The 14,629-nt window shown below is 65.8% G+C and carries 15 protein-coding genes; all 15 read left to right on the top strand.

Annotated elements, in window-relative coordinates:
- Positions 1 to 4: 4 nt before the first annotated feature.
- The 15 genes from nuoF to Q0938_RS01800 all read left to right on the top strand — a co-directional run bounded on the left by nuoF (position 5) and on the right by Q0938_RS01800 (position 14,628).
- A complete protein-coding gene (nuoF, locus tag Q0938_RS01730; RefSeq protein ID WP_299358480.1) occupies positions 5 to 1,300 on the top strand; it encodes an NADH-quinone oxidoreductase subunit NuoF in 1,296 nt (431 codons plus the stop codon).
- 16 nt (positions 1,301 to 1,316) lie between these two features.
- Positions 1,317 to 1,778 carry a TM2 domain-containing protein gene (locus Q0938_RS01735; protein WP_299358481.1) on the top strand — a complete coding sequence of 154 codons (462 nt, stop codon included), beginning with the start codon at positions 1,317 to 1,319 and terminating at the stop codon, positions 1,776 to 1,778.
- A 119-nt stretch (positions 1,779 to 1,897) separates the two neighbouring features.
- Positions 1,898 to 2,320, top strand: a complete 423-nt coding sequence (locus tag Q0938_RS01740) for a DUF5333 domain-containing protein (RefSeq protein WP_299358483.1) — start codon at positions 1,898 to 1,900, stop codon at positions 2,318 to 2,320.
- Between the two features lie 71 nt (positions 2,321 to 2,391).
- Entirely contained in the window at positions 2,392 to 4,425 is a 2,034-nt protein-coding gene (gene nuoG / locus Q0938_RS01745) for an NADH-quinone oxidoreductase subunit NuoG (protein ID WP_299358485.1), read from the top strand.
- Positions 4,426 to 4,430: 5 nt separating this feature from the next.
- A complete protein-coding gene (locus Q0938_RS01750) occupies positions 4,431 to 5,222 on the top strand; it encodes a hypothetical protein (protein ID WP_299358487.1) in 792 nt (263 codons plus the stop codon).
- A gap of 18 nt (positions 5,223 to 5,240) precedes the next feature.
- Positions 5,241 to 6,305 carry an NADH-quinone oxidoreductase subunit NuoH gene (nuoH, locus tag Q0938_RS01755; protein ID WP_299358489.1) on the top strand — a complete coding sequence of 355 codons (1,065 nt, stop codon included), beginning with the start codon at positions 5,241 to 5,243 and terminating at the stop codon, positions 6,303 to 6,305.
- A gap of 3 nt (positions 6,306 to 6,308) precedes the next feature.
- The gene (locus tag Q0938_RS01760) at positions 6,309 to 6,485 is read left to right on the top strand and encodes a hypothetical protein (protein ID WP_299358491.1); all 177 of its coding nucleotides are present in this window, start codon (positions 6,309 to 6,311) and stop codon (positions 6,483 to 6,485) included.
- 1 nt (position 6,486) lies between these two features.
- Positions 6,487 to 6,978, top strand: coding sequence for an NADH-quinone oxidoreductase subunit NuoI (nuoI, locus tag Q0938_RS01765; RefSeq protein ID WP_299358493.1), 492 nt, complete (start codon positions 6,487 to 6,489; stop codon positions 6,976 to 6,978).
- A gap of 65 nt (positions 6,979 to 7,043) precedes the next feature.
- The gene (locus Q0938_RS01770; protein WP_299358495.1) at positions 7,044 to 7,451 is read left to right on the top strand and encodes a carboxymuconolactone decarboxylase family protein; all 408 of its coding nucleotides are present in this window, start codon (positions 7,044 to 7,046) and stop codon (positions 7,449 to 7,451) included.
- Positions 7,448 to 8,050 (top strand): NADH-quinone oxidoreductase subunit J, encoded by a 603-nt coding sequence (locus tag Q0938_RS01775; RefSeq protein ID WP_299358497.1) that lies wholly within the window; start codon positions 7,448 to 7,450, stop codon positions 8,048 to 8,050. Before Q0938_RS01770 ends, Q0938_RS01775 begins: the two co-directional genes overlap by 4 nt.
- A gap of 194 nt (positions 8,051 to 8,244) precedes the next feature.
- Positions 8,245 to 8,550: an NADH-quinone oxidoreductase subunit NuoK gene (gene nuoK / locus Q0938_RS01780; RefSeq protein WP_299358499.1), complete on the top strand. Its 306-nt coding sequence runs from the start codon at positions 8,245 to 8,247 to the stop codon at positions 8,548 to 8,550.
- A gap of 6 nt (positions 8,551 to 8,556) precedes the next feature.
- Positions 8,557 to 10,746, top strand: a complete 2,190-nt coding sequence (gene nuoL, locus Q0938_RS01785; protein WP_299358501.1) for an NADH-quinone oxidoreductase subunit L — start codon at positions 8,557 to 8,559, stop codon at positions 10,744 to 10,746.
- Between the two features lies 1 nt (position 10,747).
- Positions 10,748 to 12,295, top strand: coding sequence for an NADH-quinone oxidoreductase subunit M (locus Q0938_RS01790; RefSeq protein WP_299358503.1), 1,548 nt, complete (start codon positions 10,748 to 10,750; stop codon positions 12,293 to 12,295).
- A 10-nt stretch (positions 12,296 to 12,305) separates the two neighbouring features.
- Positions 12,306 to 13,799: an NADH-quinone oxidoreductase subunit NuoN gene (nuoN, locus tag Q0938_RS01795; RefSeq protein ID WP_299358505.1), complete on the top strand. Its 1,494-nt coding sequence runs from the start codon at positions 12,306 to 12,308 to the stop codon at positions 13,797 to 13,799.
- A gap of 88 nt (positions 13,800 to 13,887) precedes the next feature.
- Positions 13,888 to 14,628 carry a biotin--[acetyl-CoA-carboxylase] ligase gene (locus tag Q0938_RS01800; protein WP_299358725.1) on the top strand — a complete coding sequence of 247 codons (741 nt, stop codon included), beginning with the start codon at positions 13,888 to 13,890 and terminating at the stop codon, positions 14,626 to 14,628.
- The last annotated feature ends 1 nt before the right edge of the window (position 14,629 follow it).

Raw genomic sequence — 14,629 nt, forward strand, 5'->3', positions numbered from 1 at the left:
GCGCATGCTGAGCGATCAGGACCGGATTTTCACCAACCTCTACGGCATGGCCGACCGCAGCCTGCAGGCCGCGCGCAGCCGCGGCCACTGGGACGGCACTGCCGACGTGATCGCGCGCGGCCGCGACGCGATTGTTGACGAGATGAAGAAATCCGGGCTGCGCGGGCGCGGCGGTGCGGGCTTTCCCACCGGCATGAAATGGTCGTTCATGCCGAAGGAAAGCGACGGCCGGCCGTCCTATCTGGTCATCAACGCCGACGAATCGGAACCTGCGACCTGCAAGGACCGCGAGATCATGCGCCACGATCCGCATACGCTGATCGAGGGGGCGCTGATCGCCGGCTTCGCGATGGGGGCGCACACCTGCTACATCTACATCCGGGGCGAATACATCCGCGAACGCGAGGCGCTGCAGGCGGCGATCGACGAATGCTATGATGCGGGGCTGCTGGGCCGCAACGCGGCCGGGTCGGGCTGGGACTTCGACCTGTTCCTGAGCCACGGCGCGGGCGCCTATATCTGCGGCGAGGAAACCGCGCTGCTGGAAAGCCTGGAAGGCAAGAAGGGCATGCCCCGGATGAAGCCGCCCTTCCCGGCCGGGGCGGGGCTGTACGGCTGCCCCACGACGGTCAACAACGTCGAATCCATTGCCGTCGTGCCCACGATCCTGCGCCGCGGGGCCGAATGGTTCGCCAGTTTCGGGCGGCCGAACAACGCCGGGGTCAAGCTGTTCGGTCTGACCGGGCACGTCAACACGCCCTGCGTGGTCGAGGAAGCGATGTCGATCCCGATGCGCGAACTGATCGACAAGCATGGCGGCGGCATCCGCGGCGGGTGGAAGAACCTCAAGGCGATCATCCCCGGCGGCGCGTCCTGCCCGATCATCCCCGCGAGCCAGTGCGAGGACGCGGTCATGGATTTCGACGGAATGCGCGAGCTGAAGTCGTCCTTCGGAACGGCCTGCATGATCGTGATGGACAACTCGGTTGACGTGGTGAAGGCGGTCTGGCGGCTGTCCGCATTCTTCAAGCATGAAAGCTGCGGCCAGTGCACGCCCTGTCGCGAGGGCACCGGCTGGATGATGCGGGTGATGGAGCGTCTGGTTCGTGGCGAGGCCGAGATCGAGGAAATCGACATGCTGCTGGACGTCAGCAAGCAGGTCGAAGGCCACACGATCTGTGCGCTTGGCGACGCCGCAGCCTGGCCGGTCCAGGGCCTGATCCGGCACTTCCGCGAAGAGATCGAGGACCGCATCAAGGCCCGCCGCACCGGCCGGATGGGCGCGATGGCGGCGGAATGATCCGGGAGGCCGCGGCGTGAAAGGCAAGATCCTGCACATCGACGATGCCAGCGGCGAGGGCGTGATCTCGACCGAGGACGGTGCGCGCTATCGCTTTTCCGCGCCGGATCTCATGGGGGCCGGCGAGATCGCGCGTGCGGGCGCGGCCGTCGATTTCGCCGTCGCCGGCGACCGGGCGGTCGAGGTCTATCCCGATCCCGGGCCGGCACATGTGGCCGTGCGGCGCGGGGACAAGAACAAGATCGTCGCCGCCTTGCTTGCGTTCTTCCTGGGTGCGTTCGGGGTTCACAAGTTCTACATCGGCGCGAACCTTGCGGGCGTGATCATGCTGGTCAGCTCGGGGTTGGGCTTCCTGCTGTTCTTTCTGCCGAATGCGGTAATGGGCCTGATCTCATTCATCGAGGGGATCATCTACCTGACCCGTTCGGACGAGCAGTTCTACGAGACCTACGAAGTCGGGCGAAAGGCGTGGTTCTGATGGTCCGGCCCGGTCCGATCTGCCGCAACATCGCTCACACGGGGCTGACGCAGCCGTGTCGGGCCATTGCCGTTCGGCTCCCGTATCCTGTCGCCTTTGGACCGGCGAAGGAGAAGACCATGACAAGGGTGAACCGGGCGGCACGTCGCCTCGCGGCGGCGGTGATCGCCGTCGGACTTGCTGCGACCTCGGCCGCGGCGCTCGAGCCGCTGTCGACCGAGCGCTACATCAATGACCGGCTGATCGCGGCGCGGATCGCCGACCGGATCCGGCGGGAGTGCCCCAGCATCGACGGCCGGATGATCTATGCGTTCCAGCAGGCACGGGCATTGCAGAGATACGCGCTGGACAAGGGTTATTCCAAGCAGCAGATCGACACGTTCCTGGACAGCAAGTCGGAACGTCGCCGCATCTATGCGATTGCCGAGGACTACCTGGCGCGCAAAGGTGTCAGTGGGGACGATCCCGCGAGCTTCTGCCGTCTGGGTCTGCAGGAGATCGCCGACGGATCGGTCGCCGGGTCGCTGCTGGTGGCGAAGTGATGGCCGAAGACCGGCAGAACGGTAAAGGGCGGCTGGCCGGTTGCGGCCGGGCCAAAGCGTAAGGCAGGCAGATGAGCGACAAGCGCACCATCAAGATCGATGAAAAGCTGATCGAGGTCGATCCGAACCTGACCTTGATCCAGGCCTGCGAACACGCAGGGATCGAGATCCCGCGCTTCTGCTATCACGAGCGGCTGTCGATCGCCGGCAACTGCCGCATGTGCCTGGTCGAGATCGTCGGCGGCCCACCCAAGCCCGCCGCCAGTTGCGCGATGCAGGTCAAGGATCTGCGCCCCGGTCCGGATGGCGCGCCGTCCGAGATCCGAACCAACAGCCCGATGGTCCGCAAGGCCCGGGAAGGGGTGATGGAGTTCCTGCTGATCAACCATCCGCTGGACTGTCCGATCTGCGACCAGGGCGGCGAATGCGACCTGCAGGACCAGGCGATGGCGTATGGCGTCGATTTCAGCCGCTATCGCGAGCCCAAGCGCGCCAATGCGGAACTGGACCTGGGGCCGCTGGTCGAAACCCACATGACCCGCTGCATCCACTGCACCCGGTGCGTCCGCTTCATCACCGAGGTGGCCGGGATCGCAGAGATGGGCCAGACCGGGCGCGGCGAGGATGTAGAGATCACCAGCGTTCTGACCACGACGCTGGACACGAACCTGCAGGGCAACATCATCGATCTGTGCCCGGTCGGGGCGCTGGTCAGCAAGCCGTATTCCTTCACGGCCCGGCCGTGGGAGCTGCGCAAGACCGAGTCGATCGACGTGATGGACGCGCTGGGATCGTCGATCCGCGTCGACACCAAGGGGCGCGAGGTGATGCGCATCCTGCCCCGCAACCATGACGACGTGAATGAGGAATGGATCAGCGACAAGACCCGGTTCGTCTGGGACGGGCTGCGCCGGCAGCGGCTGGACCGGCCCTATATCCGCGAGAACGGCCGTCTGCGCCCCGCAAGCTGGCCCGAGGCGCTGGACGCAGCAGCAACGGCCATGAAGGGTCGCAAGGTCGCCGGGCTGATCGGAGACCTGGCCCCGGTCGAGGCGGTCTATGCGCTCAAGCAGCTGATCGAGGCGATCGGCGGGACCGTGGAATGCCGTACGGATGGCGCCAAGCTGCCGGCAGGGAACCGGTCGGGCTATGTCGGGACCGCGGCGATCGCTGACATCGATCAGGCCCGGATGATCCAGCTGATCGGGACCGATCCGCGGACCGAGGCGCCGGTGCTGAATGCCCGCATCCGCAAGGCCTGGATCCAGGGCGCCCAAGTGGGCGTGATCGGTCCTGCGTCGGACCTTACCTATGGGTATGCCCTGGCCGGACCCGGGCGCGAGGCGCTGGCACAGCTGTCCGGACGCACCACTAGCGACGCCACGCGGGACAAGCCGAGCCTGGTGATCGTGGGGCAGGGCGCCCTGCGCGGCGACGATGGCGCGGCCGTCCTGGGCCATGCGATGCGGCTGGCGCAGAACTCCGCCTCGGGGTTGCTGATCCTGCACACGGCCGCGAGCCGCGTCGGCGCCATGGACGTGGGGGCGGTGACCGAGGGCGGCATGGATGCCGCGCTGGACGGGGCCGAGGTGGTCTGGTCGCTGGGCGCCGACGAGGTCGAGATCACCGCGCGCGACGCCGGCGGGCCGTTCGTCATCTACCAAGGCAGCCACGGGGACCGTGGCGCGCATCGGGCCGACGTGATCCTTCCGGCCGCGTGCTACACCGAGGAAAACGGTCTGTTCGTGAACACCGAGGGACGGCCGCAACTCGCCCTGCGGGCGAATTTTGCGCCGGGCGAGGCCAAGGAAAACTGGGCGATCATCCGGGCATTGTCGCCGTTGCTGGGCAAGACCCAGCCTTGGCAGACCCTGGCCGAGCTTCGCGGGGCATTGATCGAGGACGTGCCGCATCTGGCCCGGATCGACGAGGTCCCGGAAAATGCCTGGCAGCCGGTCGAGGTCGGACCTCTGGGCAGCGGCGACTTCCAGACCGCGATCCGGGATTTCTATCTTTCGAACCCGATCGCACGAAGCTCGGTGCTGATGGGGCAGCTTTCGGAAATGGCGGCGGCGCGTTCTGCCCGCGCCCTGGCGGCGGAGTAATCAAGATGGCCATTCGTTTTGCCCGTACCCTGTTGCCCGCGGCGGCGCTCGCCACCGCGCTGGCCGGATGCACCGATCCCGGGCCGGATGCCTCGCAGCTGCGCCCGTCCGGCAAGCCTGACCAGCTGGACGTGGCCGTGCTGCAGGATACCCCGAACGGGGCCCAGCTGACCCGCGGCCGCATCTCGACCAAGTCGGGCGACATCCTGATCCTCGAGCCGGATGGCAGTGTCAGCGAGGTGGCCCTGGACAGCCCCAGCGGCCGCGACGCCTTCGACGTCTCCGAGGCCGAGCTGGCGGCGCTGGCCGTCAACCTGGGAATCGACCTGTCCGCGGCACCCGCCGATATCGATCTGGGCCCATCGTCCGGCAGGACGATCCGGCGGGGTCCGACCGCTCAGGAAAAGGCACTGGAGGAGTTCGCCGCGCGGACCCGGCCGGCGCTGCCGACCTTTCCGCCCGGCTTCAAGGCGGACCCCGAGGTATTCATCGGAACCAGGGTCGAGACGATCAAGGGCGACACCCGCGGCTCGCTGGTCGAGGTGACGGCGAACCTCAGGGACGGGGTGGACGCGGACGTGGCCTTCGCCTATGCCACATGCGCGCTTGCCGGGTGGGCCAAGGGCGAAGGGCGCCAGTACGCGCGCCACATCCGCACCCTTCAGGCAAACCGGAACGGCAAGCTGCTGATCGGATCGGTCTTCACGCTGTCCGGTGACAAGCCCATGGGTCTGCGGGTCATGGAGACGCGCGATACCCTGCAGGAATGCGAAGCCCGCGGCATCCCCGCGGCGTGAACCAAGGGAGCGACGAGAATGGCTGAATTCCTGGCATCTCCCCTCGGCGTCACGCTGATCATGCTGGCGCAGGGGCTTGCGATCATCGCCTTCGTGATGATCTCGCTGCTGTTCCTCGTCTATGGCGACCGCAAGGTGTGGGCGGCGGTGCAGATGCGCCGCGGCCCCAACGTGGTGGGTCCTTGGGGCCTGCTGCAGTCGGTGGCCGACGCGCTGAAATACATCGTCAAGGAAATCGTGATCCCGGCCGGGGCCGACAAGTTCGTGTTCTTCCTGGCGCCATTCCTCAGCATGATGCTGGCGACCCTGGCGTGGGTCGTGGTGCCGTTCGCGCCCGGCTGGGTGATGGCCGACATCAACGTGGGTATCCTGTTCATCTTCGCCGTGTCCTCGCTCGAGGTTTACGGCGTGATCATGGGTGGCTGGGCGTCCAACTCGAAATACCCGTTCCTCGCGTCGCTGCGCTCTGCGGCGCAGATGATCTCCTACGAGGTCAGCCTGGGGCTGATCATCGTCGGGGTGATCATCTCGGCCGGCACCATGAACCTGACCGGCATCGTGGAATCCCAGCGCGGCGAATACGGGCTGTTCCACTGGTACTGGTTGGCGCATCTGCCGATGCTGGTCCTGTTCTTCATCAGCGCGCTTGCAGAAACGAACCGGCCGCCTTTTGACTTGGCCGAGGCTGAATCGGAATTGGTCGCCGGGCACATGGTCGAATATTCCTCGACGCCCTACCTGCTCTACATGGCCGGCGAGTATATCGCGATCTGGCTGTTGTGCGCGCTGATCTCGCTGCTGTTCTTCGGCGGCTGGCTGTCGCCGATCCCGGGCCTGCCGGATGGGGCGATCTGGATGTTCCTGAAGATGGTCTTCTGGTTCTTCATGTTCGCCATGGTGAAGGCGATCGTGCCGCGCTATCGCTACGATCAGCTGATGCGTGTCGGCTGGAAGGTGTTCTTGCCGCTGTCCCTGGCCTGGGTGGTGCTGATCGCCTTTCTGGCGCGCTATCAGGTGCTGGGCGGGGCCTGGGCGCGCTGGGATCACATGGTGCCCATCGGCGCAACCCTAGTCGGAGGATAAGTCATGACCACGAACGAACTCGCCACCGCGATCGCCAACGCCACCGAAACGGAAAAGGCCACGCTGGCCCAGTTCGTCACCGAGGCGATGATGCAGGGCGAGCGCGGGGACGCTGACGCCACCAAGCGGCTGGTCGTCGGCGCGATGGATCGCTTTGCCGCGGAACACGGAGCCGCCTGAGATGGCATTCGATCTCGCCCGCGCCACCAAGTATTTCCTGCTGTGGGACTTCATCAAGGGCTTCGGGCTGGGGATGAAGTACTTCGTCTCGCCCAAGGCGACGATCAACTATCCGCATGAAAAGGGCCCGCTGTCGCCGCGCTTCCGGGGCGAGCACGCGCTGCGCCGTTATCCGAACGGCGAGGAACGCTGCATCGCCTGCAAGCTGTGCGAGGCGATCTGCCCGGCGCAGGCGATCACCATCGATGCCGAGCCGCGCGAGGATGGCAGCCGCCGCACCACCCGCTACGACCTGGACATGACCAAGTGCATCTATTGCGGTTTCTGCCAAGAGGCCTGCCCGGTCGATGCGATCGTCGAGGGACCGAACTTCGAGTTCGCCACCGAGACGCGCGAGGAGCTGTTCTACGACAAGGCCAAGCTGCTGGCCAACGGCGACCGGTGGGAGGCCGAGATCGCCCGCAACCTGCAGCTTGATGCGCCATACAGATGAGCGGGACGGGTCCGGACCCGTCAGCCGCGTTGCGACCGAGTCAGACGAGCCAGGTGGGGTGAACCATGAGCGACGCGTTTTCCAAGATGTTTTCCCAGATGCTCGCGTCGGGGCAGGAAATGGCCCGGGCGTTCAATCCCAAGCTCGAGAACTTCGACATGCGGGCCTTCGAGAAGATGATCCCGACCATGTCGGCCGAAATGATGGAGATGTGGTTCGGGCGCACCTTCAACCGTGAAGGGCTGGACGCGAAGACGCGGATGCTGCTGACCATCGGCGCGCTGACGGTCCAGGGCGCGATGGCCGAGCCGCAACTGCGGCTGGCGGTTCGCCATGCCCGCCAGGCCGGCGCCACCCCCCGTGAAATCGCCGAGACGATCTGGCAGATGAGCATGTTTGGGGGGATGCCGGCGATGCAGAAGGCGCTGAACATCGCGCAGTCCGTCTTTGCCGAAGAGGACGCCGAGAAATGATCGTCTTCGCGTTCTACCTGTTCGGACTGTCCGCGGTGATTGCCGGGTTCATGGTCGTGATCTCGCGCAACCCGGTGCATTCGGTCCTGTGGCTGATCCTGGCTTTCCTGTCCGCATCGGGTCTGTTCGTCATGCAAGGGGCGGAGTTCGTCGCCATGCTGCTGATCATCGTCTATGTCGGCGCAGTCGCGGTGCTGTTCCTGTTCGTCGTGATGATGCTGGACGTCGATTTCGCGGAACTGCGGGGCGAGCTCGCCGGGTACCTGCCGCTGGGATTGCTGATTGCGGTGGTGATGCTGGCGCAATTGGCCTTCGGTTTCGGGGTTTGGGAATCATCCGAAACGGCCGCTGCTGCCCGCGCGGCGCCGATCATCGAGAACACGCTGAACACCCACGCGATCGGGACCGTGCTCTACGATCGCTATCTGCTGCCCTTCCAGCTTGCGGGGCTGATCCTGCTGGTGGCGATGATCGGGGCAATCCTGCTGACGCTGCGTCACCGCAGGGACATCAAGCGGCAGGACGTGCTGCAGCAGATGTGGCGCGACCCGGCCAAGGCCATGCGGATGACCAACCCGCGACCCGGCGAGGGGCTGTGACGCACAGGGCTGGGGGGCGCATTCGTGCCGGCGGCGATCTGGCGGCCACATGTCGCGGGGCTGTCACGCAACAGGCCGCCGGATCGGGTGGCAGTCTGACTGGTTCGTGATAAGGAGCCAGCAGTGATGACCGGCCCGCGGGCAACGCGGGTTCGACTCGGAACCGGACAACGAACCGGAAGGGACGAAGGCTGATGATCGGACTGACACATTACCTTGTGGTGGGGGCGATCCTGTTCGTCACCGGCGTGTTCGGGATCTTCGTGAACCGCAAGAACGTCATCGTCATCCTGATGTCGATCGAGCTGATCCTGCTGGCGGTGAACGTGAACTTCGTCGCCTTCTCGGCGCATCTGGGCGATCTGGCCGGCCAGGTTTTCACGATGTTCGTGCTGACCGTCGCCGCGGCCGAGGCGGCGATCGGGCTCGCGATCCTGGTCGCCTTCTTCCGCAATCGCGGCACCATCGCGGTGGACGACGTGAACGTGATGAAAGGCTGACCGGGAATGGAACAGATCATCCTCTTTTCGCCCATGGTCGCCGCACTGATCGCTGGGTTCGGATGGCGCGTCATCTCGGAACGCGGCGCCGAGATCCTGACCACGGGCGTCCTGTTCCTGGCGTGCGTCCTTTCCTGGATCGTCTTCCTGACCTTTGACGGCACGGTTCGCCACATCCCGGTGATGGACTGGATCGTGACCGAGGGCTTTGCGGCCGAATGGTCGATCCGGATCGACCGGCTGACCGCCATCATGCTAATCGTGGTGACCACCGTCTCGGCGCTGGTTCACCTGTATTCTGTCGGCTACATGGCGCACGACGACAACTGGACCGAAGACGAACATTACCGCGCCCGGTTCTTTGCCTATCTGTCGTTCTTCACCTTCACCATGCTGATGCTGGTGACCGCCGACAACCTGCTGCAGATGTTCTTCGGGTGGGAAGGCGTGGGGCTCGCCTCGTATCTGCTGATCGGCTTCTACTACAAGAAGCCCAGCGCCAACGCCGCCGCGATGAAGGCCTTCATCGTGAACCGGGTGGGCGATTTCGGCTTTCTGCTGGGCATCTTCGCGCTGTTCTGGCTGACCGGGACCATCCGGTTCGACGAGATCTTCGCGCAGGTGCCGCAAATCGCGACCACCGAGGTGCCGTTCCTGTGGACCACATGGAACGCCGCGAACCTCGTCGGCGTGCTGCTGTTCATCGGCGCCATGGGCAAGTCGGCACAGCTCGGCCTGCACACCTGGCTGCCCGATGCGATGGAGGGCCCGACGCCGGTGTCGGCCCTGATCCATGCCGCGACGATGGTGACCGCGGGCGTGTTCCTGGTCTGCCGGATGTCACCGCTGTACGAGTTTGCCCCCGATGCGCGCAGCTTCATCGTCTTCATCGGCGCGGCGACCGCGTTCTACGCCGCCACGGTCGGTCTGGTGCAGAACGACATCAAGCGCGTGATCGCCTATTCGACCTGTTCGCAGCTGGGCTACATGTTCGTGGCCGCCGGTGTCGGCGTCTATTCGGTGGCGATGTTCCATCTTCTGACCCATGCCTTCTTCAAGGCGATGCTGTTTCTCGGCGCGGGGTCGGTGATCCATGCCATGCACCACGAGCAGGACCTGCGGAACTATGGCGGGCTGCGCCACAAGCTGCCGCTGACCTTCTGGGCGATGCTGATCGGCACGCTGGCGATCACCGGGGTGGGCATTCCGCTGACCACGATCGGCTTTGCCGGCTTCCTGTCCAAGGACGCGATCATCGAAAGCGCCTTTGCGTCGGAACGGGCCTATGCGTTCTGGCTGCTGGTGATCGCGGCGATGTTTACCAGCTTCTACAGCTGGCGGCTGATGTTCCTGACCTTCTGGGGCGCACCGCGCCCGCAGAAGGTCTGGGATCCCGAGGTCAAGGAAGAGGAAGAGGTCCAGACGGCGGAGGCCGCGCAGGATCACGGCCAGGGCCATCATGACGGTCTGCACGCCTATGAGCATGCGCATGAAAGCCCGAGAACCATGACGATCCCGCTGGGAGTGCTGGCGATCGGGTCGATATTTGCCGGGATGGTCTGGTACCAGGATTTCTTTGGCGACAGGGTCGAACAGTTCTTCCACATGCCGGCTGCGGCGCATGGCGAGGCCGCCACCCATGGCGAGGACACTGCCGCGCCCGCCGAGGCGGCAGCCGACCACGGCACGGCCCCCGTCGCGTCCGAGGGAGACGACCACGGTGCAGCCGCCGCGGTGGCGGCGCCGGTCGGGGGGGCAATCTACATGCACCCTGACAACCAGGTGCTGCACGATGCCCATTACGTTCCCGCCTGGGTCCGGATGTCGCCGTTCATCGCGATGGTGATCGGGTTTGCCGTCGCGTGGCTCATGTATATCCGTCAGCCGGCACTGCCCGCCCGGATCGCGCGGACCCAGGCCCCGCTGCATCGCTTTCTGCTGAACAAGTGGTATTTCGACGAACTCTACGACGCGGTCTTCGTGCGCTCGGCCCGATGGCTGGGACGGGCGCTGTGGCATGGCGGCGACGGGCGTACCATCGACGGGGCGATCAACGGGCTCGCCATGGGGCTGATCCCGCGGGTGACCCGGTTCGCGGGCCGGGTTCAGTCCGGCTATCTGTTCCATTATGCGTTCGGGATGGTGCTGGGCCTGCTGGCCCTGCTGGTCTGGGTGATGATGCGGGGCATGCACTGAGATGACGTATCTGCTGTCGATCATCACCTTTCTGCCGATCGTCGCCGCGATCATCCTGGCGCTGTTCCTGCGCGATGACGACGACGCCGCGGCCAACAACGCCCGATGGACCGCCCTGTTCGCGACCACGGCGACGTTCATCCTGTCCTGTTTCGTGCTGGCCGGGTTCAACCCCGCGGACACCGGCTTCCAGATGGTGGAGGATCGCCCCTGGATCATGGGGCTGCGCTACAAGATGGGCGTGGACGGGATCTCGATCCTGTTCGTCATGCTGACCACGTTCCTGATGCCGCTGGTCATCCTGTCCACGTGGGAGGTCACGCAGCGGGTGAAGGACTACATGATCGCCTTCCTGGTGCTGGAAGGCCTGATGATCGGCGTCTTCACGGCACTCGACCTGTTCCTGTTCTACCTGTTCTTCGAAGCCGGGCTGATCCCGATGTTCCTGCTGATCGGGATCTGGGGCGGCGCCAACCGGATCTACGCCTCGTTCAAGTTCTTCCTGTACACCTTCCTCGGCTCGGTCCTGATGCTGGTCGCCATGGTCACGATGGCCAACCTGGCCGGCAGCACCGACATTGCGACGCTGCTGGAATTCGATTTCCCGAGCGGGCCGATCCCGATGTTCGGCACCAGCCTGAGGGGCGGACTGCAGACCCTGCTGTTCCTGGCGTTCCTGGCAAGCTTTGCCGTCAAGCTGCCGATGTGGCCGGTCCACACCTGGCTGCCCGACGCCCATGTGCAGGCGCCCACCGCGGCATCGGTCCTGCTGGCCGCGGTCCTGCTGAAGATGGGCGGCTACGGTTTCCTGCGCTTTTCGCTGCCGATGTTCCCCGAGGCCTCCGCCATCGCCCAGCCGGTGATCTTCTGGCTGTCCGCCATCGCGATCGTCTATACCTCGCTGGTGGCGCTGGCCCAGACCGACATGAAGAAGCTGATCGCCTATTCGTCGGTTGCCCACATGGGCTACGTGACGCTGGGGATCTTTGCGGCGAACCAGCCCGGCGTCGACGGGGCGATCTTCCAGATGATCAGCCACGGCTTCGTGTCCGGCGCGCTGTTCCTGCTGGTCGGCGTGATCTATGACCGGCTGCACACGCGCGAAATCGACGCCTATGGCGGGCTGGTCAACCGCATGCCGATCTATGCGCTGATCTTCCTGTTCTTCACCATGGCCAATGTGGGGCTGCCGGGAACCTCCGGGTTCGTCGGGGAATTCCTGACCATCCTGGGCGCGTTCCGGGTCAACACCTGGGTCGCGCTGGTGGCGACATCGGGTGTGATCCTGTCGGCCGCCTATGCGCTGTGGCTCTATCGCCGGGTGACGCTGGGCGAGCTGGTCAAGAGCAGCCTGATGACGATGACGGAAATGACGGCGCGTGAACGGTGGATCTTTGCCCCGCTGATCGCGATGACCCTGTTGCTGGGCGTCTATCCGCGGGCCGTCACCGACATCACCAGACCTGCCGTCGCGGCGCTTCTGAACGACTATCACGCCAGCCAGCCTGCCGCGGCGCCCGTCGGGGTCGTGGCCGAGGCAGGGCACTGAGGGGGCGCGCATGATTTCGCTGGATATCTGGACCATCCTGCCCGAGGCCATGCTGGCCCTGTTCGCGCTGACCGCGCTGGTGGTCGGGGCGTTCGCCGGAAAGGATGCGCAGGGCCGGGCGATCCTGTGGCTGACCGTCGTCGCATTGCTGATCGCAGCCTTCGCGATCGGGCAGAATGATCGCGTGCCGACCGCGGCGTTTTTCGGCATGTTCATCGACGACGGCTTCGCGCGTTTCGCAAAGATCGTGGTGCTGATCTCGGCCGCCGCCGTCCTGGCGATGAGCGTCGACTATCTGGATCGCCAGCGCATGCTGCGCTTCGAACTGCCGATCCTGGTGGTTCTGGCGGTGCTGGGCATGATGGTGATGGTGTCGGCCGGCGACCTGCTGACCATCTACATGGGGCTGGAGCTGCAGTCCCTCTCGCTGTACGTGGTCGCGGCGATGCGGCGCGACAGTGCCAGGTCGTCCGAGGCGGGGCTGAAGTATTTCGTCCTCGGCTCCCTCAGTTCCGGCATGCTGCTCTACGGCGCATCGCTGGTCTACGGCTTTGCCGGCACGACAAACCTCGCCGCGATCGCGACCGTGGTAACCGCCGGCGAACTGCCGCTGGGGCTGCTGTTCGGTCTCGTGTTCCTGCTGGTCGGGCTGGCGTTCAAGGTGAGCGCGGTGCCGTTCCACATGTGGACCCCGGACGTCTACGAGGGCGCGCCTACTCCGGTCACGGCGTTCTTTGCCACCGCACCCAAGATGGCCGCCATGGCGCTGATTGCGCGGCTGGTATTCGGGGGCTTCGGCAATGTGGTGGCCGACTGGGCGCAGATCGTCGCGGTTCTCGCCGTGCTGTCGATGTTCCTGGGGTCGATCGCCGGGATCGGGCAGCGTGATATCAAGCGCCTGATGGCGTATTCGTCCATCGCGCATATGGGGTTCGCGCTGGTCGGGCTGGCCGCGGGCACCGCCCTCGGCGTGCAGACGATGCTGCTCTACATGGCGATCTATGTGGTGATGAACGTCGGCGCCTTCGCCTTCATCCTGTCGATGGAGCGGAACGGCCGCCCGGTCACGGCCCTGACCGACCTGAACCTGCTGGCCCGGACCGAGCCTCTGAAGGCGGCGGCGATGATGATCGTCCTGTTCAGCCTGGCCGGGGTTCCGCCCTTCCTCGGGTTCTTCGCCAAGTACGGCGTGCTACGCGCCGCGGTGGATGCGGGTCTGGGCTGGCTGGCGATTCTGGGGGTGATCGCATCGGTGATCGGTGCGTTCTATTACCTGCGCATGGTCTACTACATGTATTTCGGGTCCGACCGCGACGGTGTCCTGATCAGCCGAATGGCAGCACCGCAGTGGCTGGCCCTGGTCGGATCGGCCGCGGTCATCACCCTGGGCGCGATCAGCATGCTGGGGGTGGACGAAGCTGCGGCCCGGGCGGCGGCGTCGCTGGTCACACCGGACAGCCCGGTGGGCGACCCCGTTGCGGTTGCGACGGCCCGCATTGACTGAACGTCAGATCGTCGGCCGGTCTGAGGTCGACCAGGCAGAACCACTCGCGGCACCCGCCAGGCCCGCACGACCCGGCTGGCCGGCCGGGGTGACGCGCCATGTGCTGGACGAGGTGGACAGCACGAACGCGGTGGCGATGCGGATGGCACCGACCCTCGCAGGCCCCGCCTGGATCATGGCACGGACCCAGACGGCTGGCCGTGGCCGGCGCGGCCGGGCCTGGCTGATGCCACAAGGCAACCTCGCCGCGACCTTCATCTTCACGCCCGAAGCGCCCGCCGACAGGGTGGCACAGCTGAGCTTTGTCGCCGCCGTCGCACTGCACGACACGCTGCGGCAGGTCGTGGGCCCAACGCAGCGCCTTGCGATCAAGTGGCCCAACGATGTGCTGCTGAACGACCGCAAGGTGGCCGGCATCCTGCTGGAAAGTGTCGGCGCGGGGCAGCGGGTCCGGGCCGTCGCGATCGGCGTCGGCGTGAACCTGGCCGCGGCGCCCGATCCGGGGCTGCTGCAGGACGCGACGGTGCCGCCGGGTTCGGTGCACGCGGAAACCGGCGTCGTGATCACGCCCGACGACTGTCTGGACCTGCTGGCCCAGGGCTTCGACAGGTGGCTGGCGGCGTGGCAGACGCATGGCTTTACCTCGGTGCGCGCCGCATGGCTGGCCCGTGCGGCCCGGCTGGGGCAGACCATCACGGCCCGCTGCGGCCCGTCCACCCACGCCGGCCGTTTCGACGACATCGACGATACCGGCGCACTGATCATGACGACCCCGGCGGGACGACAGGTGATCTCGGCCGCCGACGTTCACTTTCCGCAAGAGGCCTGAC

It is taken from the genome of uncultured Paracoccus sp. (genome assembly GCF_947496875.1).
Classification (GTDB): domain Bacteria; phylum Pseudomonadota; class Alphaproteobacteria; order Rhodobacterales; family Rhodobacteraceae; genus Paracoccus.